This is a genomic window from Streptomyces sp. NPDC101225 (assembly GCF_044767585.1).
GTDB lineage: Bacteria > Actinomycetota > Actinomycetes > Streptomycetales > Streptomycetaceae > Streptomyces.
Genome location: NZ_JBIWOE010000016.1, coordinates 77,240 through 102,118 on the forward strand (window position 1 = coordinate 77,240; position 24,879 = coordinate 102,118).

19 protein-coding genes are annotated in these 24,879 nt (G+C 68.6%); 11 read left to right on the forward strand and 8 right to left on the reverse strand.

Annotation, left to right across the window (positions count from 1 at the left end):
• Position 1: 1 nt before the first annotated feature.
• Together ACIRPX_RS22775 and ACIRPX_RS22780 are read right to left on the reverse strand one after the other, a co-directional pair.
• Positions 2 to 1,510, reverse strand: a complete 1,509-nt coding sequence (locus ACIRPX_RS22775; RefSeq protein ID WP_404197456.1) for a glycosyltransferase family 87 protein — start codon at positions 1,508 to 1,510, stop codon at positions 2 to 4.
• Between the two features lie 148 nt (positions 1,511 to 1,658).
• A complete protein-coding gene (locus tag ACIRPX_RS22780; RefSeq protein ID WP_404197459.1) occupies positions 1,659 to 4,316 on the reverse strand; it encodes a transglycosylase domain-containing protein in 2,658 nt (885 codons plus the stop codon).
• A 354-nt stretch (positions 4,317 to 4,670) separates the two neighbouring features.
• Here ACIRPX_RS22780 and ACIRPX_RS22785 point away from each other — a divergent pair, with 354 nt between their 5' ends.
• The 4 genes from ACIRPX_RS22785 (at position 4,671) to ACIRPX_RS22800 (ending at position 8,420) form a co-directional block, all read left to right on the forward strand.
• On the forward strand, positions 4,671 to 5,354 hold the full coding sequence (locus ACIRPX_RS22785; RefSeq protein WP_404197462.1) for a PadR family transcriptional regulator: 684 nt from the start codon (positions 4,671 to 4,673) through the stop codon (positions 5,352 to 5,354).
• A gap of 44 nt (positions 5,355 to 5,398) precedes the next feature.
• On the forward strand, positions 5,399 to 6,481 hold the full coding sequence (locus ACIRPX_RS22790; protein WP_404197465.1) for an inositol-3-phosphate synthase: 1,083 nt from the start codon (positions 5,399 to 5,401) through the stop codon (positions 6,479 to 6,481).
• A 93-nt stretch (positions 6,482 to 6,574) separates the two neighbouring features.
• Positions 6,575 to 7,837: an MFS transporter gene (locus tag ACIRPX_RS22795; RefSeq protein WP_404197468.1), complete on the forward strand. Its 1,263-nt coding sequence runs from the start codon at positions 6,575 to 6,577 to the stop codon at positions 7,835 to 7,837.
• A 124-nt stretch (positions 7,838 to 7,961) separates the two neighbouring features.
• Positions 7,962 to 8,420, forward strand: a complete 459-nt coding sequence (locus tag ACIRPX_RS22800) for a hypothetical protein (protein WP_404197471.1) — start codon at positions 7,962 to 7,964, stop codon at positions 8,418 to 8,420.
• Positions 8,421 to 8,556: 136 nt separating this feature from the next.
• On the opposite strand, the gene ACIRPX_RS22805 is transcribed toward ACIRPX_RS22800, so the two are convergent.
• Complete coding sequence (locus ACIRPX_RS22805) at positions 8,557 to 9,999, reverse strand: CCA tRNA nucleotidyltransferase (RefSeq protein ID WP_404197474.1); 1,443 nt, start codon at positions 9,997 to 9,999, stop codon at positions 8,557 to 8,559.
• Positions 10,000 to 10,276: 277 nt separating this feature from the next.
• On the opposite strand from ACIRPX_RS22805, the gene ACIRPX_RS22810 reads away from it, so the two are divergent.
• The 7 genes from ACIRPX_RS22810 (at position 10,277) to trxA (ending at position 20,026) form a co-directional block, all read left to right on the forward strand.
• Positions 10,277 to 12,667 (forward strand): DUF6049 family protein, encoded by a 2,391-nt coding sequence (locus tag ACIRPX_RS22810; protein WP_404197477.1) that lies wholly within the window; start codon positions 10,277 to 10,279, stop codon positions 12,665 to 12,667.
• A 43-nt stretch (positions 12,668 to 12,710) separates the two neighbouring features.
• On the forward strand, positions 12,711 to 14,984 hold the full coding sequence (murJ, locus tag ACIRPX_RS22815; RefSeq protein ID WP_404197479.1) for a murein biosynthesis integral membrane protein MurJ: 2,274 nt from the start codon (positions 12,711 to 12,713) through the stop codon (positions 14,982 to 14,984).
• Between the two features lie 138 nt (positions 14,985 to 15,122).
• Positions 15,123 to 16,841 carry a serine/threonine protein kinase gene (locus ACIRPX_RS22820; RefSeq protein ID WP_404197482.1) on the forward strand — a complete coding sequence of 573 codons (1,719 nt, stop codon included), beginning with the start codon at positions 15,123 to 15,125 and terminating at the stop codon, positions 16,839 to 16,841.
• A 31-nt stretch (positions 16,842 to 16,872) separates the two neighbouring features.
• The gene (gene sigM, locus ACIRPX_RS22825; protein WP_404197485.1) at positions 16,873 to 17,598 is read left to right on the forward strand and encodes an RNA polymerase sigma factor SigM; all 726 of its coding nucleotides are present in this window, start codon (positions 16,873 to 16,875) and stop codon (positions 17,596 to 17,598) included.
• Positions 17,595 to 18,512 (forward strand): anti-sigma factor family protein, encoded by a 918-nt coding sequence (locus ACIRPX_RS22830; protein ID WP_404197488.1) that lies wholly within the window; start codon positions 17,595 to 17,597, stop codon positions 18,510 to 18,512. The genes sigM and ACIRPX_RS22830 overlap by 4 nt, the downstream gene beginning before the upstream one ends.
• Positions 18,513 to 18,680: 168 nt before the next feature.
• Entirely contained in the window at positions 18,681 to 19,649 is a 969-nt protein-coding gene (gene trxB / locus ACIRPX_RS22835) for a thioredoxin-disulfide reductase (RefSeq protein ID WP_404197489.1), read from the forward strand.
• A 44-nt stretch (positions 19,650 to 19,693) separates the two neighbouring features.
• Positions 19,694 to 20,026: a thioredoxin gene (trxA, locus tag ACIRPX_RS22840; protein ID WP_384259281.1), complete on the forward strand. Its 333-nt coding sequence runs from the start codon at positions 19,694 to 19,696 to the stop codon at positions 20,024 to 20,026.
• A gap of 95 nt (positions 20,027 to 20,121) precedes the next feature.
• Here trxA and ACIRPX_RS22845 read toward each other — a convergent pair whose 3' ends face one another.
• The 5 genes from ACIRPX_RS22845 to ACIRPX_RS22865 all read right to left on the reverse strand — a co-directional run bounded on the left by ACIRPX_RS22845 (position 20,122) and on the right by ACIRPX_RS22865 (position 24,877).
• Positions 20,122 to 20,739, reverse strand: a complete 618-nt coding sequence (locus ACIRPX_RS22845) for a GNAT family N-acetyltransferase (RefSeq protein ID WP_404197492.1) — start codon at positions 20,737 to 20,739, stop codon at positions 20,122 to 20,124.
• A 329-nt stretch (positions 20,740 to 21,068) separates the two neighbouring features.
• Positions 21,069 to 22,163 carry a ParB/RepB/Spo0J family partition protein gene (locus tag ACIRPX_RS22850; protein WP_404197495.1) on the reverse strand — a complete coding sequence of 365 codons (1,095 nt, stop codon included), beginning with the start codon at positions 22,161 to 22,163 and terminating at the stop codon, positions 21,069 to 21,071.
• Positions 22,160 to 23,233, reverse strand: coding sequence for an AAA family ATPase (locus ACIRPX_RS22855; protein ID WP_404197710.1), 1,074 nt, complete (start codon positions 23,231 to 23,233; stop codon positions 22,160 to 22,162). The genes ACIRPX_RS22850 and ACIRPX_RS22855 overlap by 4 nt, the downstream gene beginning before the upstream one ends.
• A 298-nt stretch (positions 23,234 to 23,531) precedes the next feature.
• Positions 23,532 to 24,248 (reverse strand): 16S rRNA (guanine(527)-N(7))-methyltransferase RsmG, encoded by a 717-nt coding sequence (rsmG, locus tag ACIRPX_RS22860; RefSeq protein WP_384259289.1) that lies wholly within the window; start codon positions 24,246 to 24,248, stop codon positions 23,532 to 23,534.
• Positions 24,249 to 24,364: 116 nt separating this feature from the next.
• Positions 24,365 to 24,877 carry a protein jag gene (locus ACIRPX_RS22865; protein WP_404197497.1) on the reverse strand — a complete coding sequence of 171 codons (513 nt, stop codon included), beginning with the start codon at positions 24,875 to 24,877 and terminating at the stop codon, positions 24,365 to 24,367.
• Positions 24,878 to 24,879 lie beyond the last annotated feature (2 nt).

Below are 24,879 nucleotides of genomic sequence, written 5' to 3' on the forward strand. Positions count from 1 at the left end.
CTCAGAGCGAACGTTCCGTGGAGGATGCCGTTCCACCGCTTCCCCACTCGACCGGCGGTCCGTCGAAGTGGGCGGCGTGCCGCGGCGGATGGGCCGCCGGACCCAGGGCGAAGGCGTCCTGCGCGCCGTCGAGCACACCCCCTGACGGATCGTCGTCGCCGGCCCGGCGCACCGGGTCATGTTCCGGCATGAGGATGTCGCGCACGATGACGGCGCACAGGTACAGCGTCGCCAGCAGGTGCACGCCGATGGCCCAGTGGTAGCCGTCCTGCGGCAGTCCCTTGTGGGCGTCGCCGCTGGTCGTGTACGCGAGGTACAGCCAGATGCCGAGGAAGTACGCCACCTCGCCCGCCTGCCAGATCAGGAAGTCCCGCCACTTCGGCCGGGCCAGCGTGGCCAGCGGGACCAGCCACAGCACGTACTGCGGGGAGTAGACCTTGTTGGTGAGGATGAACGCCGCGACGATCAGGAAGGCGAGCTGGGCGAAGCGCGGGCGGCGCGGCGCGGTCATCGTGAGCACCGCGATGCCCACGCAGCACAGCGCCATCAGGGCCGTGGCCAGGTTGTTGACCGTGTCGGTGGTCAGCGGGCTGTCCGAGTTCTGGGCCAGGATCAGCCAGAAGGACCCGAAGTCCACGCCCCGGTCGTGGCTGAACCGGTAGAACTGCGACCAGCCGTCCCAGGCGAAGAGCATCACCGGCAGGTTCACCACGATCCAGGCGACGGCCGCTCCCGCCAGAGCTCTGCCGAAGTCCCGCCACCTGCCCGCACGCCAGCACAGCAGGAGCAGGGGACCGAGCAGCAGGACCGGATAGAGCTTGGCGGCCGTGGCAAGGCCCAGGAGGACGCCGAAGGCGAGGGAACGCCCCCGGGACCACATCAGCATCGCGGCGGCCGTCAGAGCGACCGCCAGCAGGTCCCAGTTGATGGTGGCGGTCAGCGCGAAGGCGGGCGCCAGAGCGACCAGCAGGCCGTCCCAGGGGCGCCGGGCGTGCGTACGGGCCACGCAGACCGCGATGACGGCCGCGCACACCATCAGCAGTCCGGCGTTGACCATCCAGTACCACTGCTCCTGGTCCTGGATGCTGCCGCTCCCGGGCGTGAGCCAGGCGGCCACCTCCATGAACACACCGGTCAGCACCGGATACTCGAGGTACGGCATGTCACCGGTGAGCTTGTCGAAGTACGGCACGAGCCCGTCCGCGAAACCGCGCCCCTGATAGAGGTGCGGGATGTCGGAGTAGCACGCCTTCGTGTACTGCGAGCTGGCACCGAAGAACCAGGCGCCGTTGTAGCACGGCGCCTTCTGGACCAGTCCGAGGGCGAACATGCCGATCGCCACCAGCGCGACGACCCGGACGGGAGTCCACCAGGACGTCCCGAGCAGGGCACGCCGCCCGAGGGGGCCACCGATCAGCTCGCTGCCGGACGCGGCGACCTCGTCCTCCTTGGTCGGCCGCACCGGGTCCGGTTCGTGCACGCTCGTTTGCGTCGATTCTGCGCTGGGCATGCCGCACATCCTGCCGTACGTGTCTAGGTATACGCCGAGGGTCTAGGTATACGCCGAGGGCCGCCGCACCGTTCAGGTGCGGCGGCCCTCGTTTCACGTGAAACATCGACCTGTTCCACGTGAAACACCCATGCCGGGCGTTTCGGTGCTAGCCGTTGCCTCCGAAGAGGCCTCCATTGCCGTTGCCTCTGCTGTTGCCGGTCCCGCTCGTGTCCGTGACCGTCGGCGACGGGGAGACACCTCCGTCCGTGCCACCTGTGGTGGTGCCGCCCGTGTCGGTGCACTGCCAGCTGAAGCGGCAGGAGTCGGTAGGCGTCGGCGTCGGACTCGTCAGCGTCTCGCTGGGCGTCGGAGTCGGGGTCGGCGTGGCTTCCTGGGTGTCGCTCACCGTCGGACTGGGAGTGGGCGACGGCACGTCGTTGACGACCTCACCGAAGGGCTCCGGCTCGGGGAAGTGCTTCGCCGGCTCGTTCTTCAGTGCTTCCGCCATGTAGTCGTGCCAGATTTCCGCCGGGAACGAGGCACCGTGGATCTTCTTCTGGCCACCCGTCCCGTACATCTCCAGGAACTCGCGCTTCTTGTTCTTCTCGTTGTCGTCCAGGCGGAACATCGTGACGGCCGTGGACAGCTGCGGGGTGTAGCCCACGAACCAGGCGGACTTGTTGCCGTCGGTGGTACCGGTCTTGCCGGCCACATCGCGGCCGGGCAGCCTGGCGTTCGTACCCGTGCCCTTGTCGACCACCGTCTTCAGCACGTCGGTGACGTTGTCGGCCACCTGTGAGGTGAAAGCCTGCTTCGGCTTGTCCTCGTGGGTGAAGATCGTCCCGTCCTTGTTCGTGACCTTCTTGACGGAGAACGGTTCGTGCTGCTCACCGCTGGCCGCGAAGGTGCCGTACGCACCCGCCATGCGAATCGCGCTCGGGTCGGAGATACCGATGGAGAACGACGGGAAATTGGTGCCGGTCAGGCTGCTCTTCAGGATGCCCGCGTCCTCCGCGGACTCCTCGACCTTGTCCAGACCCACGTCCATGCCCAGCTGGACGTAGGCGGAGTTCACCGAGAACTGCATCGCCTCACGAAGGTCGATCTTGTAGTCCGGAGCGTTGCCCACCGACTCGTTGCCGTCGTTCGTCTGCAGCCACTCCTTGCCCTTGTCGTCCTTCCAGAAGTCCCCGTTGTACTCCTTGATCTTCAGCTTGTTCTTGCCGCTGTAGAGGCTCTTGGGTGAGATCTGGGTGCGCTCGTCCTGCGCCTGCTCCTGTCCGAGGTCAGGGTCACGCACCCCCCACTTCATGGCCGCCGCGAGCACGAACGGCTTGAACGTCGAACCCACCTGGGCGCCCGTCGCGTCGGCGTTGTCCGTGAAGTGCTTGGTCGCGTCCTCACCGCCGTAGATGGCCTTGATGGCGCCGCTCGTCGGGTCCACCGAGGCCCCGCCGAACTGGACGTGAGTGTCCGTGTCCGGGCGATCCTTGGGCTTGATGTTGGCCTTCTGGACCTTCTTGACCGAGGCCTCGAGCTCCTTGACCTTCTTCTTGTCGAAGGTCGTGTAGATCGAGTAACCGCCCCGCTGCAGGTCGTCAGCGGTGATCTTGGTGTTGTTGATCAGATAGCTCTTGGCCAGGTCGACGAGATAGCCGGTCTGACCGCTGAGGGCGGTGTTCGACCGTGGATTCTTCACGTCCGGGAGCTTGGTGTACTTGGCCCGTTCCGCCTGGCTCAGGTGCCCGTAGTTCACCATCTTGTCGAGGGTGTTCTGCATCTGGTTCAAGGCACGCCTCTGGTTGGCCTCGGGCGTGGCGGCCGGGTCGATGGAGGTCGCCCCTGCCGGGTCGAAGTAGGTGGCGCCCTTGAGCATCGCCGCCAGGAAGGCGCACTCGCCCGGATTCAGCTTGACGGCGTCCTTGTTGAAGTACGCCCGCGCCGCCGCCTGAATGCCGTAGGCGTTGCGTCCGTAGTACGCGGAGTTCAGGTAGCCGGCCATGATCTGGTCCTTGGGGACCGTGGCGCCCACCTTGATGGAGATGAAGATCTCCTTGAACTTACGCGTGATCGTCTGCGACTGGTCGTCCAGTCGCGCGTTCTTGACGTACTGCTGGGTGATGGTGGAGCCACCCTGCGTCTCGCCGCCCTTGGCCATGTTGAAGACCGCGCGGGCGATACCCTTCGGGTCGATGCCGCTGTCGGTGTAGAAGGACTTGTTCTCCTGGGAGACGACGGCGTACTGCATGGATTTGGGGATCTGCGAGAGGTTGACGATCTGGCGGTTCGTCTCGCCACCCGTCGCAACCATCTGGCTGCCGTCGCTCCAGTAGAAGACGTTGTTCTGCGCCTTCGCCGCCAGCGCCACGTTCGGGACGCCCACCATGGCGTACCCGATGCCCGCCACCGCCACGATGCTGCCGAAGAAGCCGATGAACAGGCCTGTCACCAGCTTCCACGACGGCATCCAGCGTGCCGCTCCGTATTTGCCCGCGCGCGGGTAGTCGATGAAGCGCTTGCGGGCCGGACCCGCGGCACGTCCCCTGCCCGGCCCCCCAGGGCCGCCGGGTGCGCCGCGTCGACCTCCGCGGCCCGGCTCGGCCGCTCTGCGACGGCCGCCTCCAGTTCTCTGCGCCGCGCGGCGGGCCTCGGCGCGGCCACTGTAGGGCCGCTCCTCGTCTCCCGACCCATACGCGTCGGAGGGAGATCCGGTGGCGCCTCGCGGTGCCGCACGGCGGCCGGAGGACGAGCCGGACGGGCCGCGTCGTGCCGCGGCGCGCCCTCCTCCCTGCGGCTGCGGCGGTTTGCGACGGTGCTCGCTCATCGAACGACTACTCCTCGGGCAGGCGCACCCCTGTGCACCTGGAAACGGCAGCTGGTTTCCGGTCCCCCCGAAATACGGATGGGGTCGATCGCTCATTCATCCGTACGGCACCTAGGACGAGGACGCCCCCCTTGCGCCACTCGGTTCCCGCTGGTGTCCATGGCGCACAGACTACGCACCGTCAAAACCCACCGAGCCCCGAAGTTCACCCCAAATCAGGCAACTTGCCTCGGATGAATAAGTGGTGTGATCCCGTTCACGGTCTCCCCACTTGTCGCATCCGGAAGGCCGTTCTATCGTCTAGATGTATCGAGTCGATACATCGGAGCGAGATAAGGACGAGGAGGCGAGGGGATGAGCCGGAGGTCCGGGATCCTCGAGTTCGCCGTACTCGGTCTGCTCCGCGAGTCCCCGATGCACGGCTACGAGCTGCGCAAACGGCTCAACACGTCACTGGGCGTGTTCCGTGCGTTCAGCTACGGGACGCTCTACCCCTGCCTCAAGACGCTGGTCGCCAACGGCTGGTTGATCGAGGAGTCGGGGCACTCTCCTGAGGACGCCCTCGCCGCACCACTCGCAGGGCGTCGCGCCAAGATCGTCTATCGGTTGACGGCGGAAGGTAAGGAGCACTTCGAGGAACTGCTCTCGCAGACGGGTCCGGACGCGTACGAGGACGAGCACTTCGCCGCCCGTTTCGCCTTCTTCGGGCAGACGTCACGCGATGTGCGCATGCGCGTCCTCGAGGGCCGTCGCAGCCGGCTGGAGGAGCGTCTGGAGAAGATGAGCGCCTCCCTGGCGCGCACCAGGGAGCGCCTCGACGACTACACGCTCGAGCTCCAGCGCCACGGGATGGAGTCCGTGGAGCGCGAAGTGCGCTGGCTGAACGAGCTCATCGAGAGCGAGCGGGCCGGACGGGACCGGAAGGGTCCCGCCTCCGGGGGGTCCGCTCAGCAGGACAACACCACTGGATCGACGGGCGGCCTGCCCCGTCCCGGGGAGACCCCCAGGACGGATACGCCCGGCGACACCGCCACGTGAGAGCCCGGTCAGGGCCTCACTCGTACACACAGGGAGCAACCGGAATGGGTTCGGTTCGCGTAGCCGTCGTCGGCGTGGGCAACTGCGCCGCGTCGCTGGTGCAGGGAGTCGAGTACTACAAGGACGCCGACCCGGCGTCGAAGGTCCCCGGCCTGATGCATGTGCAGTTCGGTGACTACCACGTGCGCGACATCGAGTTCGTCGCCGCGTTCGATGTCGACGCGAAGAAGGTCGGCCTCGACCTGGCGGACGCGATCGGCGCCTCCGAGAACAACACCATCAAGATCTGCGACGTGCCCTCCACCGGTGTCACGGTGCAGCGCGGCCACACCCTCGACGGTCTCGGCAAGTACTACCGCCAGACGATCGAGGAGTCCGACGCCGAGCCGGCCGACGTCGTCCAGGTCCTCAAGGACAAGCAGGTCGACGTCCTGGTCTGCTACCTGCCGGTCGGGTCCGAGGACGCGGCGAAGTTCTACGCCCAGTGCGCCATCGACGCCAAGGTCGCCTTCGTCAACGCCCTTCCGGTCTTCATCGCCGGCACCAAGGAGTGGGCGGACAAGTTCACCGCGGCGGGCGTCCCGATCGTCGGCGACGACATCAAGTCCCAGGTCGGCGCCACCATCACGCACCGCGTCATGGCGAAGCTGTTCGAGGACCGGGGTGTCATCCTCGACCGCACGATGCAGCTGAACGTCGGCGGCAACATGGACTTCAAGAACATGCTCGAGCGCGAGCGCCTGGAGTCCAAGAAGATCTCCAAGACGCAGGCGGTCACCTCGCAGATCCGCGACCGCGAGCTCGGCGAGGGCAACGTCCACATCGGCCCGTCGGACTGGGTGGCCTGGCTCGACGACCGCAAGTGGGCGTACGTCCGCCTCGAGGGCCGTGCCTTCGGCGACGTCCCGCTGAACCTGGAGTACAAGCTCGAGGTCTGGGACTCCCCGAACTCCGCCGGTGTCATCATCGACGCCGTGCGCGCCGCGAAGATCGCCAAGGACCGCGGCATCGCGGGCCCGATCCTGTCGGCGTCCTCGTACTTCATGAAGTCCCCGCCGGTCCAGTACTTCGACGACGAGGCCCGCGAGAACGTCGAGAAGTTCATCAAGGGAGAGGTCGAGCGCTAAATCGCGCCCCCCTCGCTCAAAACGCTCCTGCCAGGGCTGAAGGTCCCCGGGTCACCCGACCCGGGGACCTCCCCATGTGTGAAGCTGTGCCTCATGGCCGTCGTCCGTGATCTGCGCGTCCTTCTGCGCTTCGCGGACTTCCGGCGCCTGCTCGCCGTCCGGCTGCTCTCCCAGGGCTCCGACGGCGTGTACCAGGTCGCACTGGCCGCCTACGTCGTCTTCTCGCCGGAGAAGCAGACCTCGGCCGCCGCGATCGCCTCGGCGATGGCCGTCCTGCTGCTCCCGTACTCCCTCGTGGGCCCCTTCGCCGGCGTCCTGCTGGACCGCTGGCGCCGCCGCCAGGTCTTCCTCTACGGCAACCTGCTGCGCGCCGTGCTGGCCTCGGGGACCGCCCTGCTGATCCTCGGCCACGTCCCCGACTGGCTCTTCTACGTCTCCGCGCTGTGCGTGACCGCCGTCAACCGGTTCGTCCTCGCGGGGCTGTCCGCCGCGCTGCCGCGCGTCGTGGACGACGAGCGCCTCGTGATGGCCAACTCGCTGTCTCCGACCGCCGGCACCCTCGCCGCGACCGCGGGCGGAGGCCTCGCCTTCGTCGTACGGCTCGTGGGGGCGGACTCCGACGCGGCGGTGGTCCTGCTCGGCGCGGTCCTCTATCTGTGCGCGGCACTGGCGTCCCTGCGCCTGAAGCCGGAACAGCTCGGCCCCGACCAGGAACTGGTGCAGCCGCACCTGGCAGCGGCTCTCGGCGGCACGGCCCGGGACCTGGCGGCAGCGGTACGGCATCTCGCCACGCCACCCCGGCGGGAGGCCGCCTGGTCGCTCCTCGCGATGACCCTGATGCGCTTCTGCTACGGCGCTCTGCTGGTCATGTTGCTGATGCTGTGCCGGTACACCTTCACCTCGGACACGGACCAGGGACTGCGGCTGCTGGGGACCGCGCTGGGGACGTCGGCGGCCGGCTTCTTCGCGGCGGCCGTGGTGACTCCCTGGGCCGCGGGACGGCTCGGCCCGGGCCGCTGGATCGCCGTGTGCGCCGCCGCGGCCGCGGTCCTGGAGCCGGCTCTCGGCCTTCCGTTCGCCGTCGGCCCGATGCTCGTCGCGACGTTCGTCCTGGGGCTGACGACCCAGGGCGCGAAGATCGCGACGGACACGGTCGTCCAGTCCTGCGTGGAGGACGGCTTCCGCGGCCGGATCTTCTCCGTCTACGACGTGCTCTTCAACGTCGCCTTCGTCGGCGCCGCCGCGGTGGCCGCGCTGATGCTGCCGCCGGACGGCCGTTCCGTACCGCTCGTGATCGCTGTCGCCGCTGTCTACGGAGCGGTTGCTGTGGCTATGGCCCGCTTTGAACGTCGGTAAGTGTCACATCAAAGCCACAGAGTCCCCCTCAACTGCAGAAGTGTCAGTGGGGCCCGGTAACTTACGTGCGTCTTACGCACCTCTTATGCGTGCAGCTCATCCACTCCTCCAGGGGGATCCCCAAGTGACGACTCCGCCGCCTCAGGGCCAAAACCCGTTCGCACAGGGCCAGCAGCAGCCTTACGGCCAGGCCCCGGCCCCGGCCCCGTACCCGCCCCAGGGTGGCGCGCCCTACACTCCGGCGCCTCCGGCGCCGCCCGCCCGACGCTTCAACAAGAAGCTGCTGCGCATCGTCGGGATCATCGTGCTCGCGATAATCATCGGCGTGGTCAAGTGGCAGCTCGGCAAGACCGACGCCGAGACCACCTCCAAGGGCAGCTGCATGCACAACTCGGGCACGCAGAGCGACCCGGACCTCAAGACGGTCGACTGCTCCTCGAGTGACGCCCAGTACAAGGTCGTCGAGAAGTTCGACAACACCAGCGACGACAGCAAGTGCAAGAACGTCGCCGACGCGGAGATCGCCTACTACCAGACGGGCGACAGCCATGACGTCGTCCTGTGCCTGAAGGCAGTCAAGTAGGTCGAGAACGCCATGCCTTGAGCGATGTTTCACGTGAAACATCGCCGCTGAAACCCTGAGAGCGCCGCACCGGAAACATCCGGTGCGGCGCTCTCGTGCGGGCATGTTTCACGTGAAACATGACCCCTCTGCCATGTCAGCTCTGCCCGGCCCACCACTCCTTGAGTGCCGCCACCGCCGCGTCGCGCTCCATCGGCCCGTTCTCCAGCCGCAGTTCCAGCATCTGCTTGTACGCCCGACCGACGACCGGGCCGGGGCCGACCCCCAGGATCTCCATGATCTGGTTGCCGTCGAGATCCGGGCGGATGGAGTCCAGCTCTTCCTGCTCCTGGAGCTGGGCGATGCGGTCCTCCAGGCCGTCGTACGCACGCGACAGGGTCGCCGCCTTGCGCTTGTTGCGGGTCGTGCAGTCCGAGCGGGTCAGCTTGTGGAGGCGGTCGAGGAGCGGGCCCGCGTCCCGGACGTAGCGGCGGACGGCCGAGTCCGTCCACTCGCCGGTGCCGTAGCCATGGAAGCGCAAGTGGAGCTCGACCAGTCGTGAGACGTCCTTCACGAGCTCGTTGGAGTACTTGAGCGCCGTCATGCGCTTCTTCGTCATCTTCGCGCCGACCACCTCGTGGTGGTGGAACGAGACCCGGCCGTCCTTCTCGAACCGGCGGGTGCGCGGCTTGCCGATGTCGTGCAGCAGCGCCGCCAGCCGGAGGGTCAGATCGGGACCGTTCTCCTCCAGCGCGATCGCCTGCTCCAGGACGATCAGCGTGTGCTCGTAGACGTCCTTGTGCCGATGGTGCTCGTCGCTCTCCAGGCGCAGCGCCGGCAGCTCCGGCAGGACGTACGAGGCCAGGCCGGTATCGACGAGCAGCGTCAGGCCCTTGCGCGGGTGCGCGGAAAGGATCAGCTTGTTGAGCTCCTCCCGCACCCGCTCCGCCGACACGATCTCGATCCGCCCGGCCATCTCCTTCATCGCCGCCACGACCTCGGGAGCCACCTCGAAGTCGAGCTGTGCGGCGAAGCGCGCCGCGCGCATCATCCGCAGCGGGTCGTCGGAGAAGGACGCCTCGGGAGTGCCGGGGGTGCGCAGTACACGTGCCGCCAGATCGGCCTGTCCGTCGTGCGGATCGATGAACTTCTTCTCGGGAAGCGCGAGGGCCATGGCGTTGACGGTGAAGTCGCGCCGGACGAGATCTTCCTCGATGGAGTCGCCGTACGACACCTCGGGCTTGCGCGAGGTCCGGTCGTAGGCCTCCGACCGGTAGGTCGTCACCTCGATCTGATAGCCGTCCTTCTGCGCCCCGACCGTGCCGAAGGCGATGCCGACCTCCCACAGGGCGTCCGCCCACGGCCGGACGATCTTGAGGACGTCTTCGGGGCGGGCGTCGGTCGTGAAGTCGAGGTCGTTGCCGAGCCGGCCGAGCAGCGCGTCCCGCACCGAACCGCCGACGAGGGCGAGTGAAAATCCCGCCTCCTGGAAACGGCGGGCGAGGTCGTCGGCGACAGGGGCAACCCGCAGTGACTCGCTCGGCACGCGGTGCGACTCCTGGCCCGGGACACTGAGGTGAGCTTCGTTGGCGTTCGGCACAACAGAAGAGGGTACGTGGCCCCGGCATGCGCGAGCGCCCCTATTGGGCCCGAGCGACTCCACCGGGAGGGAACGCACATCTCCCTGGATACACGTGCGGGACCTGCCCCGGACACGTACGGTGGCGCTCTGCTTTATACACCTACATAAGGGACGACCTGCCTCCGTTCCCCGATCTTGAGGACCGGTCCGCGGCACTTCCCCTCAGCGCGCATCGTTACCATGCGTGGACGCACATTCCGACGACCACTGACGACGACGAGGGACGGGCGAGCGCGTGGCCGAGGCGGCAGACTTCCAGGGGACGACTCCCTCACCTGCCCGCCGCTGGCTGCGGCGCACCGGAGCGCTGCTCGCCGCGGCGCCCCTCCTGGCCGGCCTCCTCCAGCTACCCCTCGCCGCATCCGCGGAAGCCGCAGGTCAGACGTCGGTGAAGGACGCCTCCGGCTCGGGTTCCGTGGCGGTCTCCGTGGACACGCTCACCCCCAGCGTGCCCATGGACGGCGACACGGTGACCGTGTCGGGCACGGTGACCAACAACGGCAGGCAGACGGTCACCGACGCCCATGTGGGCCTGCGCGTGGGGCCCAAGCTGACCACGCGCTCGGCCGTGGACGACGCCGCCGGCAGCAGCGACAGCCTCCGGGACGCGATCGGCATCGAGGTCGATGGCAAGTACGTCGAGAAGTTCCCCAAGCTCACTCCGGGAGTCGCCGAACACTTCAGCATCTCCGTGCCGGTGACCAAGCTGGACCTGGGAAGCGACGGGATCTACGAGTTCGCCGTGTCGCTGAACGGCCAGACGTCCGCCGAGCCCTGGGACCACGTCCTCGGCATCCGGCGGACCTTCCTGCCGTGGCAGCCCGGCGAGGCCGACACGAAGCTGCGGACGACGTTCCTGTGGCCGCTCGTCTCCACGGTCCACATGACCGCGGAGACGGGCTCGGACGAGCAGCAGACGCCGGTCTTCCTCAACGACGACCTCGCCAAGGAGATCTCCCCGGGCGGCCGTCTCGACGAGATGCTGTCCCTGGGCAGGGAACTCGACGTCACCTGGGTGATCGACCCGGATCTGCTCGCCTCCGTGGACGCGATGACCCGCAACTACCGCGTCCGGACGGGCGACAACACCACGGCGGCGGGCACCCACCAGGCGGTCGCCAAGCAGTGGCTGGCCGACCTGCAGACGGCGGTGGCGGACAAGGAGGTCGTCGCCCTGCCCTTCGCCGACCCGGACGTGGCCTCCCTCGCCCACAACGGCACGAGGGTCACCGGTTCCCTGAGTCACCTCAAGGACGCCACCGACGTCATCGACAACACGGTCGAGCCGATCCTCCACGTGAAGCCGGTCACCGACTTCGCCTGGCCCGTGGACGGAGCCGTCGACCCGTCCATCGTCAAGGTCGCCACCTCCGCGGGTGCCGATCAGGTGATCGCGCGCAGCGACAGCCTCCGGGAGACCGGCGGCCTGCCCTACACGCCGTCCGCCGCCCGCCCGATCGGCGGCGGAACCACGGCGGTGGTCGCCGACGCCCGCCTGTCGACGGCCTTCCAGGGCGATCTCACGACCGCGTCCGCCGGCACGCTCGCCGTGCAGCGGTTCCTCGCCCAGAGCCTCTCCCTCGACCGCCAGTCGAACAAGCAGCGCAGCATCGTCGTGGCCCCGCAGCGCATGCCGACAACGGCCCAGGCCCAGACGATGGCTGCCGCGATCACCGCCCTCGAGGGCGGCACCTGGTCCGAGCCCCAGCAGCTCATGGCGGCCGCCAAGGCCAAGCCGGACCCGGGTGCCACGACGAAGGTGCCGTCGACCGCCGCGTACCCCTCCTCTCTGCGCAAGCAGGAGCTGCCGCGTGCGGCCTTCGAGGCGATCGCGGCCACGCAGGACAAGCTCGACAACTTCAGGGTGGTCCTCTCCGACGAGTCCCGGGTGGTGACGCCGTTCGGACGGGCGACGAACCGCGGGATGTCCACGTCGTGGCGCGGCCGCCCGGAAGCGGCGCAGAGCTTCCGCACCAACGTGGAAGAGCACCTCAACGTTCTGGCGGGCCAGGTCAAGCTGATCGACAAGTCCCCCACCAAGCTGTCCGGACGCAGCGCCACGATCCCCGTGACCGTCCAGAACAACCTGGTCCAAGGCGTCGGCCACCTGGTGCTGCGCCTCACCTCGACGAACCCCACCCGCCTCCAGGTGGGCGGTCACGCCTACGACGAGCAGCCCGTGACGGTCGCCGGCGGGCACAGCCAGACGGTGAAGTTCACCACCTCGGCCAAGGCCAACGGACAGGCGACGCTGGTCGCCCAGCTGTACACGGAGGACGGCCAGGAGTACGGCCAGGCCGTCACGTTCGACGTCAAGGTCACCGAGTTCACGGCCACCGTGATGCTGGTCATCGGCGGCGGCTTCCTCCTGCTGGTCCTCGCCGGCTTCCGCATGTACACGCAGCGCAAGCGGGCGGCCGCCCGCGAGGCCGAGGACGACGGCCCCGACGAGGCGGGCGAGGCCGCTGAAGGGCCTGAGAACCCCGAGGGCCCGAACGACCGTCTCACTGAGGAGTCCGGCGTCGACGGCCGGGCGGACGAGCCCGAGCAGCCGAGTGACCCGACACCGGACACCGCATCCGAAAGCGCCGACCCGTCCGGCACGGGTGAGAGAGTGGACCGTTGAGGATGCGTGGCCGGTGGGCCCGGGACGATGAGGTGGGGTAACCATGAACGCGCCGTACGACGGTGACCGCGGCCGGTCCGCGGGCGACTCGGGTCCACCCGAGGGTCCGCGGCCCGAGCACGGCCAGGCGCAGCAGCAGCCGCCCGCCGACATGTACCTCCAGGACGCGTACGACCAGGACCCCTACCGCGCACAGGACCTCTCCGCGCAGGACCCGGTCGCCGAGGCCCTCTACGACCGCGCCGCGCACCCTCCGCCGCCCCCGGGCACGCAGCAGCCGCAGCAGCCGCTGTACTCCCCGCCGCCGCAGTCCCCGTACGCGCCCGACCCGCGTGTCTGGGCCCAGACGCCCGCGCCGGAACCGGACGGCCCCGGCCAGCAGTACCTGCCGTACGGCGACGATCCCCGCAGAACCCAGTTCGTGGGCGTCGACGACCTGGTCACCCAGGCCGGCGAGGAGCACCAGGAGCCGGACGCCTTCGCGCACCTCTTCCGCGACCAGCAGCAGGGCAGCGGCTACCTGCCGTCGGACACTCCGTCGGTGCCGGGCCCGGCGCCTGCCCCGGGCGGACCGGCACAGGCGCCGCAGTACCGTGCGCCGAACGCCCCCGTACCGGCGGCCGACCAGACCCTGAATCTCGGCGCCGCGCCCGCCGCGGCCCCCGCGCCCGTCCCCGCGCAGAAGGGCGGAAAGGCCGGAAGCCTGCTCAAGTCGAGCGCCGTGATGGCGGCGGGCACGATGGTCTCCCGCCTGACGGGCTTCATCCGCTCCGCGCTGATCGTCTCGGCGCTCGGCGTCGGCCTGCTCGGTGACACCTTCCAGGTTGCCTACCAGCTGCCGACGATGATCTACATCCTCACCGTCGGCGGCGGACTGAACTCGGTCTTCGTGCCGCAGCTGGTGCGCGCGATGAAGGAGGACGAGGACGGCGGCGAGTCCTACGCCAACCGGCTGCTGACCCTGGTCATGGTCGCGCTGGGCGGCCTCACGGTGCTGGCGGTCCTCGGAGCCCCGCTCCTGATCCGCCTGCTGTCCGACTCGGTCGCCGGCGATCCCGCGGCCAACGAGGTCAGCGTCACCTTCGTCCGCTACTTCCTGCCCTCGATCTTCTTCATGGGCGTCCACGTGGTGATGGGCCAGGTCCTCAACGCCCGCGGGAAGTTCGGCGCGATGATGTGGACGCCGGTCCTGAACAACGTCGTCATCATCGTGACGCTCGGCATGTTCATCTGGGTCTACGGCACCGCGGCCGACTCCGGCATGAAGGTCTCCACCATCCCGCCGGAGGGGCAGCGGCTCCTCGGCATCGGCGTGCTGCTCGGCCTGGTCGTCCAGGCACTGGCGATGATCCCTTACCTGCGCGAGACCGGGTTCCGGCTGCGCCTGCGGTTCGACTGGCGGGGCCACGGCCTCGGCAAGGCCGTCACGCTCGCCAAGTGGACGGTCCTGTTCGTCCTCGCCAACCAGGCCGGAGCCATCGTCGTCACGCAGCTGTCCACCGCCGCGGGCAAGAAGTCACCCGTCGACGGAACGGGCTTCGCCGCCTACGCCAACGCCCAGCTGATCTGGGGTCTGCCGCAGGCCATCATCACGGTGTCCCTGATGGCGGCCCTGCTGCCGCGGATCTCGCGCTCCGCCGCCGAGAGCGACAGCGGCGCCGTACGCGACGACGTCTCGCAGGGCCTGCGCACCACGGCCGTCGCCATCGTGCCGATCGCCTTCGGCTTCCTCGCCCTCGGCATCCCGATGTGCACGCTGATCTTCGGCTCCTCGGGCACCAGCGAAGCCACCAACATGGGCTACATGCTGATGGCCTTCGCGCTCGGCCTGATCCCGTACTCGGTGCAGTACGTCGTCCTGCGTGCGTTCTACGCCTACGAGGACACCCGCACGCCCTTCTACAACACGGTCATCGTGGCCGCCGTCAACGCGGGCGCCTCGGTGCTCTGCTACGTGGCGCTGCCGGCGCGCTGGGCCGTGGCCGGCATGGCCGCCTCGTACGGTCTCGCCTACGCCATCGGCGTCGGTGTGGCCTGGAACCGGCTGCGCAAGCGGCTGGACGGCGATCTGGACGGCGCCCGCGTCCTGCGGACGTACGCGCGGCTCGCCATCGCCTCGGTGCCGGCGGCGCTCCTCAGCGGCGCGGCCTGTTACGAGATCGGCCACACACTGGGCCAGGGTGTCGTCGGATCCTTTGCCGCGCTGCTGGTCGGCGGAGCGGTTCTGCTCGGGATCTTCTTCGTCGCCGCCCGCAAGATGCGTATCGAGGAGCTGAACTCGCTGGTCGGCATGGTGCGCGGACGTCTGGGTCGCTGACAGAGGGGTACGCGCACAACCATCGTCCGCCACCGTGTGTCGTGCATAGCGGCGGACTGTGGGCACAATTGGTTTCGGCGTCGGACGGCGCGCACGGAAGTCGGTCGGCGCGCAAGGAATGGGGAGGCAGGAACGACGGTGGCGGAACGGAGCACGGCTGCCGTCGACGTGGCAGACAACAGCGGTGACGAGCCGCTGACCGCAGAGGCGGACCAGTCCACGGCCGACGGGGTGGCCCAGAACCGGGAGCGGGACACGGAGATCGACGAGGCACAGGGGAGCGGCGGGACCGAGGGTCCTGAGAAGGCCTCACCACTCGAGCTGCACAGTGGCCACAAACTTGCCAGACGGTACCGGCTCGAGGAGTGCGTCACCCGTCTGGACGGATTCAGCAGCTGGCGTGCCGTGGACGAGAAGCTTCGACGTGCCGTCGGCGTTCATCTTCTGCCCGCGGACCATGCGCGGGCGCGTTCGGTACTGGCCGCGGCCCGTTCCGCGGCGCTGCTCGGCGATCCTCGCTTCGTCCAGGTACTGGACGCCGTCGAGGAGAACGAACTCGTCTACGTGGTCCACGAGTGGCTGCCCGACGCCGTCGAGCTGACCACCCTGATCGCCACCGGCCCCATGGAGCCGCACGACGCCTACCAGATGGTCAACCAGATCGGCTCGGCGATGGCGGCCGCTCATCGCGAGGGCCTGGCCCATCTGCGGCTGAACCCCAACGCCGTGCTGCGTACCTCCAGTGGTCAGTGGCGCATCCGTGGCCTCGCCGTGAGTGCCGCGCTGCGCGGCATCAGTTCCGCGACGCCGCAGCGCACCGACACGGAAGCCATCGGCGCCCTGCTGTACGCGGGACTCACACAGCGCTGGCCGTACGAGAGCGACGCCTACGGCCTGTCGGGGCTGCCCAAGGACGTCGGCCTGATCGCACCCGACCAGGTGCGGGCCAATGTCCACCGCGGTCTGTCCGAGCTCTCCATGCGCGCGCTCGCCAACGACGGGGCGACCGCCTCGCGGCACGAGTCGCCGTGCACGACGCCGGAGGAGCTGGTGAAGGCGATCGGTGAGATGCCCCGCATCCGCCCGCCGGAGTCCACCTTCGCGGCACCCCCGGAGTACCAGCGCACCACCTACCAGCAGGGCACGTACGGCCGTCCGGCACCGCACCCCGGTGTCACGCAGCCGGTGCCGGCGCCCCCGGCCCCGCTGCAGAGCCGTACGGGCAAGGCGCTGAAGTGGGCCGTGTCGGCCCTTCTGATCGCGGCCCTGGGTCTGGGCAGCTGGCAGCTGGCGGACGCCCTCATGGACAACGGCAACCAGTCCGACGACACGCACAAGACCCAGACCACCGACGGCAACGACAAGAGCGGCGGCAAGCAGGCGCCGGTCAAACCGCTCAAGATCGACAACGCCCAGGAGTACGCCGCCGAGGGGTCCCTCCAGGCTCCTGAGGACGTCAAGCAGACGTACGACGGCAGCAGCTCCACCTTCTGGCGGACGAAGAGCTACAACTCCGGTCCCAAGCTGGCTCCGTACAAGCCGGGCGTGGGCATCGTCTACCAGCTCGGCTCTCCTCAGACGATCGCGACGGCGACCATAGGGCTTCGGTACGCGGGCGACCACACCACGGTCCACCTGTACGCCACCGACTCCCTGTCCCCCTCGACGTCGGTCGACGGGATGAAGGAGATCGGAACCGCCACCACGAGTGGCACCTCTCTCACGGTGAAGGCCTCGAACAAGGTCAAGACCCAGTACGTGCTGCTGTGGATCACGGACGTGCCGAAGGCGCCCCAGGACAGCTACAGCGGCGCCGGCTACAAGCAGGCCGTCACGGACGTGAAGTTCACCGGCTGATCAGGCACCGCATCCCAGGGGAGGGGGTCCGATGGCAGATGACACCGCATACGGCGACGCAAGCGATCAGGACCTCCTGGCCCGCCATGTGAAGGGCGACCCGGACGCCTTCGGTGAGCTCGTGCGGCGTCATCGCGACCGCCTCTGGGCCGTGGCCCTCCGGACGCTGGGGGACCGCGAGGAAGCCGCTGACGCCGTCCAGGACGCCCTGGTGTCCGCCTACCGGGCCGCCCACACTTTCCGGGGGCAGTCGGCCGTCACGACGTGGCTGCACCGGATCACGGTGAACGCCTGCCTCGACCGTGCGCGGAAAGCAGCCTCACGGAAGACCTCCCCGGTCGACGACACCGAGCGGCTGGAGCAGCTGCTGGAGCCGCACGAGGAGGCATCGGCACCGGCCGAGCGCAATGATCTGCACCGTCAGCTGCTGGAAGCTCTCGGCACGCTCCCTCCCGACCAGCGCGCCGCCCTCGTCCTGGTGGACATGCAGGGGTATCCGGTCGCCGAGGCCGCGCGCCTGCTCGATGTGCCGACCGGCACGGTGAAGAGCCGATGCGCCCGTGGCAGAGCCAGACTGCTGCCGCTGCTCACCCATCTGCGACCGCAGAACTCCGGCGAAGGAAAGGAACGGGGTGCAGGGCGGAACCGGACGCAGGGGACATCCGTCCCACCGGCAGCGGGGCCGCCGACCCACGGTCCACGCGATACCGGGCCGAGCGATTCAGCTGCTGTGAAGGGCGGAGGTGGGCGAGCGTGACATCCACGACGGACATGGCCGGGCACCCGGACGTCACCGAGATCTCCGACCTCACCGAAGGACTGCTCGAGCCGTCCCGGACCGCCGACATCCGGCAGCACCTGGACGCGTGCGAGCTGTGCGCGGACGTGTACGCGTCGCTGGAGGAGATCCGGGGCCTGCTCGGTTCCCTGCCGGGACCGGCGCACATGCCCGCGGAGGTCGCCGAGCGCATCGATGCCGCCCTCGCCGCCGAGGCGCCGCTGACCGCAACGGCGTCCGGTGACACGGACGCTCCGGCGCTCGTCGACGCGTCCCCTCCTACGAGTGACACCGGAGACGGCCCGCATGTTTCACGTGAAACATCCACGGGGGGCCGTCCCGTAGGCCACGCCCGTGCCTCCACCACCGGTCCGGGCCGCAAGCACCACGAGCGCAAGCGGAGCGGTCGCCGCAGGATCGCCGTTCTGGGCACTGTCTTCACCGTCGCCGCACTGGGCCTCGGCTCCGTCCTGCTGTCGACGCTGGACGACAGCGATCCGCAGTCCCAGGCTCAGGGCCGGCCGTCCGCCCCTGCGGACACCTTCTCGGAGGGCAAGCTGGGGAACCAGATCGCCGGTCTCCTCAAGGACCAGGGTTCGGGGAGCGGCTCCCACGCTCCGCACAGCCTCGGCGTGGAGGGCGGCACCAACCAGCCCAAGGTCTTCAAGGAGCCCACGGTCCCGCCCTGCGTCCAGAAGGGGATCGGACGGACCGATCCGGCGCTCGCCACCCGGCAGGGGACCTACCAAGGGACGGACGCGCTCCTCGTCGTGATGCCGGACCCGTCCGCCGCCACGCGGGTGAACGCGTACATCGTCGACGCGACGTGTGTGACCCATCCGTCGTCCGCCAAGGCGAAGGTCCTCCTGAAGCACTCCTACACCCGTCCCTGAACGCACACGCCTGGTCCTGTCGATGCGTGGTATCCCCTACGGTGTGGCGGCCCGTGTGCCCGGACACAGCGGGAATGCGCGCCCCTTAGGATCCGTTGGGTGGGGTGAGAGCTTCGAGAGAGGCTCCCTCCGGTCCGACGACGCAGTCCAGAGACGAGGAATCAAGCCGTGAGCGACGTCCGTAACGTGATCATCATCGGCTCCGGGCCCGCCGGCTACACGGCGGCGCTCTACACCGCGCGCGCGTCGCTGAAGCCGCTGGTGTTCGAGGGCGCCGTCACCGCCGGTGGCGCCCTGATGAACACCACCGACGTGGAGAACTTCCCGGGCTTCCGGGACGGCATCATGGGCCCCGAACTCATGGACAACATGCGGGCCCAGGCCGAGCGGTTCGGCGCCGAGCTCGTCCCGGACGACATCGTCTCCGTCGACCTGACCGGTGAGATCAAGACCGTCACCGACACCTCGGGCACCGTCCACAAGGCGAAGGCCGTCATCGTCACCACCGGCTCCCAGCACCGCAAGCTCGGCCTGCCGAACGAGGACGCGCTCTCCGGGCGCGGTGTCTCCTGGTGCGCCACCTGTGACGGCTTCTTCTTCAAGGACCAGGACATCGCCGTCATCGGCGGCGGTGACACCGCGATGGAGGAGGCGACCTTCCTCTCCCGCTTCGCCAAGTCCGTGACCATCGTCCACCGCCGGGACACCCTGCGCGCCTCCAAGGCGATGCAGGAGCGCGCCCTCGCCGACCCGAAGATCAAGTTCGTGTGGGACAGCGAGGTCGCCGAGATCCAGGGCGACCCGAAGCTCTCCGGGCTGAAGCTGCGCAACATCAAGACCGGCGAACTGTCGGACCTGGCGGTCACCGGGCTGTTCATCGCCATCGGCCACGACCCGCGCACCGAACTCTTCAAGGGCCAGCTCGACCTCGACGCGGAGGGCTACCTCAAGGTCGCCGCTCCCTCGACCCGCACGAACCTGACGGGTGTCTTCGCCGCCGGTGACGTGGTCGACCACACCTACCGCCAGGCCATCACCGCGGCCGGCACCGGCTGCTCCTCCGCCCTCGACGCCGAGCGCTTCCTCGCCGCCCTCGCGGACGAGGAGCAGGCCGAGCCCGAGAAGACCTCTGTCTGATCCTCACCATCCGCCTCACGCACCAACCAGTTAAGGAGCCCGCCGTGGCCGGCACCCTGAAGAACGTGACCGACGACTCCTTCGAGCAGGACGTCCTCAAGAGCGACAAGCCCGTACTGGTGGACTTCTGGGCCGCCTGGTGCGGCCCGTGCCGCCAGATCGCGCCGTCCCTCGAGGCGATCGCCGCCGAGTACGGCGACAAGATCGAGGTCGTCAAGCTCAACATCGACGAGAACCCGGGTACGGCCGCCAAGTACGGCGTCATGTCCATCCCGACGCTCAACGTCTACCAGGGCGGCGAGGTCGCCAAGACCATCGTCGGTGCGAAGCCCAAGGCCGCGATCGTCCGCGACCTGGAGACCTTCATCGCCGAGTAGTCGGCCGGAGCCCGTCGAACGGGCGGCGATGTTTCACGTGAAACACGAAGGGGCCAACCCCGTGGGGTTGGCCCCTTCGCTTGCCCGGACGCCTTTCACAGCGGTCTCAGCACCGGCTCCTTCTGCACCGCCCCCAACAGCCGGTCGAGTGCCATCTCCACGTCTTCCTTCCAGGAGAGGGTCGTCCGCAGCTCCAGCCTGAGGCGAGGGTGTGTCGGGTGGGGACGGACCGTCTTGAAGCCCACGGCCAGAAGATGGTCGGCCGGCAACATGCACGCGGGTTCTTTCCACCGGGCATCCCCGAAGACCTCGATCGCCTTGAAGCCACGCCGCAGCAGATCCTTGGCGACCGTCTGGACCATCACTCTCCCGAGCCCCTGTCCCTGGTGACCCGGCATGATGAACGCGGTCATGAGCTGTACCGCGTCCGGAGAGACGGGACTGGTGGGGAACGCGGTCGAGCGGGGCACATAGGCCGGAGGGGCGTAGAGGACGAAGCCGACCGGTACATCGTCGACGTAGACGACCCGACCGCATGATCCCCAGTCCAGCAGGACCGCCGAGATCCACGCTTCCTTCTCCAGTGCGGACGTGCCCGCCTTTACCGCGGCCTCACCGCTGACTGGGTCCAACTCCCAGAAGACGCACGCCCGGCAACGGTTGGGGAGGTCCGGAAGGTTGTCCAGCGTGAGCGGTACGAGCCGACGCCCCATGAAGCCTGTTCCTCGCTTCCCTCGCCCACGGCGTCGCGGGCGGCCGTCAGAGCGCTCCGTTCCCTGAGGAGGCTGCCGACGAAGCCGCCGACCGCGCCCAGCCCCAGGCCCGCGCTCACCAGTCCGGTGCGGCTCATCGTTCGCATGGCCCCTGCCTCCCTCTCAGAGGTATTGCCAGGTGGGATGCGCCATACCCGAACGCATCGTATCCACCAGGGGATTGCATCGATACCGCCTGAAAGCAAAGAGCAGGCCGTGTTCCGGTACACACCGGACACGGCCTGCTCTGGTGGCCGGACACGTGCATCACCTCGCCGGCCGGCGGCCTTCTACTCCTCGGTCTCCTCGGACTCGCCGTCCAGGAGACTTTTCTGCAGGACTGGTCCCTCGCCCGGAGCGAGGGAGCTGAGGATCCGCTCGAGGTCCTCCATGGAGGCGAACTCGACCGTGATCTTGCCCTTCTTCTGCCCCAGGTCGACCTTCACCCGCGTCTCGAAACGGTCCGAGAGACGGGTCGCGAGGTCCGTCAACGCCGGGGAGACCCGGGCGCCGGCCCGCGGGCCCTTGGAGCGCTGAGTGGTCTGCGGCCGCGAGCCCATCAAGGTCACGATCTCCTCGACGGCCCGCACCGACAGGCCCTCGGCGACGATCCGATGAGCCAGCCGGTCCTGCTCCTCCGAGTCCTCGACGGAGAGCAGCGCCCTGGCGTGACCGGCGGACAGAACACCGGCGGCCACCCGTCGCTGGACGGCGGGTGAGAGCTTCAGCAGACGCAGAGTGTTGGAGACCTGCGGACGGGAGCGACCGATACGGTCGGCCAGCTGGTCATGTGTGCAGTTGAAGTCCTTCAGGAGCTGGTCGTAGGCCGCGGCCTCTTCCAGCGGGTTCAGCTGGGCCCGGTGCAGGTTCTCCAGGAGGGCGTCCAGCAGGAGCTTCTCGTCGTCCGTGGCCCGCACGATCGCCGGGATCGCCTCAAGGCCGGCCTCACGGCAGGCCCGCCAGCGCCGCTCGCCCATGATGAGCTCGTAGCGGTTGGCGTTCAGCTGCCGGACGACGACGGGCTGGAGGAGACCGACCTCCTTGATGGAGGTGACCAGTTCCTGCAGCGCGTCCTCGTCGAAGACCTCACGCGGCTGACGCGGGTTCGGCGTGATGGAGTCGAGCGGGATCTCCGCGAAATGGGCGCCCATGGGCGGGGCGGGAGTCTCCGCGAAGCCGTTGACCGACGGCTCCTCGGTTTCACGTGAAACAGGCGGCAGGGTAGCCACCTTCGCCGCGGCCACCCCGCGATCGTTCGCCAGCACCGACGACGGGGACGCGGAACCAGCGCCCCCCGTCGCAGCCGGGGCCGGTGTCTTCTCCGTCGGTGCAGCAGGGATCAGTGCGCCGAGACCACGGCCCAAACCCCTCCGTCGCTCGCTCACTGAATACCCTCCACCATGCTGGGATCGCTCTGGGCGCCGATATGGGCATGCGGCGCCTCGTACGCCACGCCGACGCCCTTCAACGCGATTTCTCGTGCTGCCTCAAGGTAGGACAGCGCACCGCTCGAACCCGGATCGTAGGTCAGCACTGTCTGTCCGTAGCTCGGCGCCTCGGAGATACGGACCGAGCGGGGAATGCTCGTCCGCAGCACCTCTTCGCCGAAGTGGCTGCGCACCTCGTCCGCGACCTGGGACGCAAGACGCGTCCGGCCGTCGTACATGGTGAGCAGGATCGTCGATACATGCAGGTTGGGGTTGAGGTGCCCCCGCACCAGGTCGACGTTCCGCAGCAGCTGCCCCAGGCCCTCCAGCGCGTAGTACTCGCACTGGATCGGGATGAGTACCTCTGCTCCAGCCACCAGCGCGTTGACCGTCAGCAGGCCCAGCGACGGAGGGCAGTCGATCAGGATGTAGTCCAGAGGCTGCTCGTAGGCCTGAATGGCCCGCTGCAACCGGCTCTCCCGCGCCACCAGGGACACCAGCTCGATCTCCGCACCGGCGAGATCGATCGTGGCGGGGGCACAGAACAGACCTTCGACATCCGGGACGGGCTGGACCACCTCTGCGAGGGGCCTGCTCTCGACCAGAACGTCGTAGATGGAAGGAACTTCGGCGTGATGGTCGATCCCCAGCGCGGTGGATGCGTTGCCCTGTGGGTCGAGGTCGATCACCAGGACACGGCCGCCGTGCAGGGCCAGGGAGGCGGCAAGATTGACAGTCGTCGTCGTCTTGCCCACGCCACCCTTCTGATTGGCGACGACCATGACGCGTGTCTGCTCGGGCCGTGGCAGGCCCTCGCCGGCACGGCCCAGAGCCTCCACTGCCAATTGGGCAGCACGACCGATCGGGGTGTCGTCCATCGGGGGCGGTGTTTCACGTGAAACATCCTCCCCGAGTGACTCGGTACGGGGACCAGGGACCGGATCGGTCATCGGTCCCGCGATGTTGGCGTCGGACCGCAAGGATTCACTCTCCTCGACTTCAGGCTCGCAATGAACAGAGCCTCCCATGTCTTCGGGGTCGCGAACCAGTGAGGCCTGTTCTTCTGTGGAGAAATCCACCTCTGTGGACAACTCCGTGCCCCTCACGGGGGCCCGAGCGCCACCGGTGGGCGCCTCTTCCAATGACCCGAGAGGCTTGCGGTCGCGGGGTTCGGCCGCGGCGCGTCCGCGACTGATGATGCCGTGCAGCAGTGAGCGACGTTTCACGTGAAACACGATGCACAGCGGCGGTGGCCGAACTGTCGCGACACTCCGGCGTGTGTCGGTTTGGCAGCTTGTGTGGAGTACGTCTCGTCGTCAGCTCGGATCAGCGGCGCCGTCGTACCCGTCCGGCACGAGCGGCCTTGGCCTTCTTCGCGGCGAAGCGCACACCACCCGGGCTCTCCCCGACTTCGACCCGCACCACGGTGGACAGCGGATCGACCACGCCCTCGCCCACATGGAGGATCGACGTCTCCACGGCACCGAGCTTGCTCAGTGCCGTGGCCGCACTCTTGAGCTCCTCCTCGGCCGTGTCGCCCTTGAGGGCGAGCATCTCGCCGTACGGCCGCAGCAGGGGGATGCCCCAGGTGGCCAGACGGTCCAGCGGCGCCACAGCCCGTGCCGTCACGACGTGCACCGTCGGGATCTTGCCCAGAACCTCCTCCGCGCGGCCGCGCACCACCGTCACATGATCCAGGCCCAGCAGCTCCACGACCTCGGTGAGGAAGTTCGTCCGACGGAGCAGGGGCTCCAGCAGCGTGATCTTCAGGTCCTCGCGGACGAGGGCCAGGGGGATGCCCGGCAGGCCGGCGCCCGAGCCGACATCGCACACGGTCACGCCCTCGGGCACGACCTCGGACAGCACCGCACAGTTCAGCAGGTGCCTCTCCCACAGGCGGGGCACCTCGCGCGGCCCGATCAGACCGCGCTGCACGCCCGCCTCAGCGAGCAGCTCCGCATAGCGGACCGCGTCCGCGAAGCGATCGCCGAACACCTCACGCGCCTGCTCGGGCGCGGGGGGAAGCTCCGCTGCCTCCGTCACGGGAACCGTCCTTCCGTACCGCACGGGCGCGCTCGGCGCCGGCCACCAGAACTATCAGGCTGACAAAGTTCGGCCCCGTCTGCGCTACAGACGGGGCCGGGGAACGTACGAACCGATCAGGCGGGCAGCACGACGACGAAGCGCTGCGGCTCCTCGCCCTCGGACTCGCTGCGCAGCCCCGCGGCCTTGACCGCGTCATGCACGACCTTGCGCTCGAACGGGGTCATGGGCTTCATCTTCACCGGCTCGCCGGTGTTCTTGACGTCGGCGGCCGCCTTGGCGCCCAGCTCTGAGAGCTCGGCACGCTTCTTGGCGCGGTATCCCGCGATGTCCAGCATCAGCCGGCTGCGATCGCCGGTTTCCCGGTGCACGGCCAGTCGCGTGAGCTCCTGGAGGGCCTCCAGCACCTCGCCGTCACGGCCGACCAGCTTCTGCAGGTCTCGGCCGCCCGCGTCGCTGATGATCGAGACAGCGGCGCGGTCGGCCTCGACGTCCATGTCGATGTCGCCGTCGAGATCGGCGATGTCCAGCAGACCCTCGAGGTAGTCCGCCGCGATCTCGCCCTCCTGCTCCAGGCGGGACAGGGTGTCTGCACCCTCGGCAGCAGCGGAGGTGGTGCCTTCCGTCACGG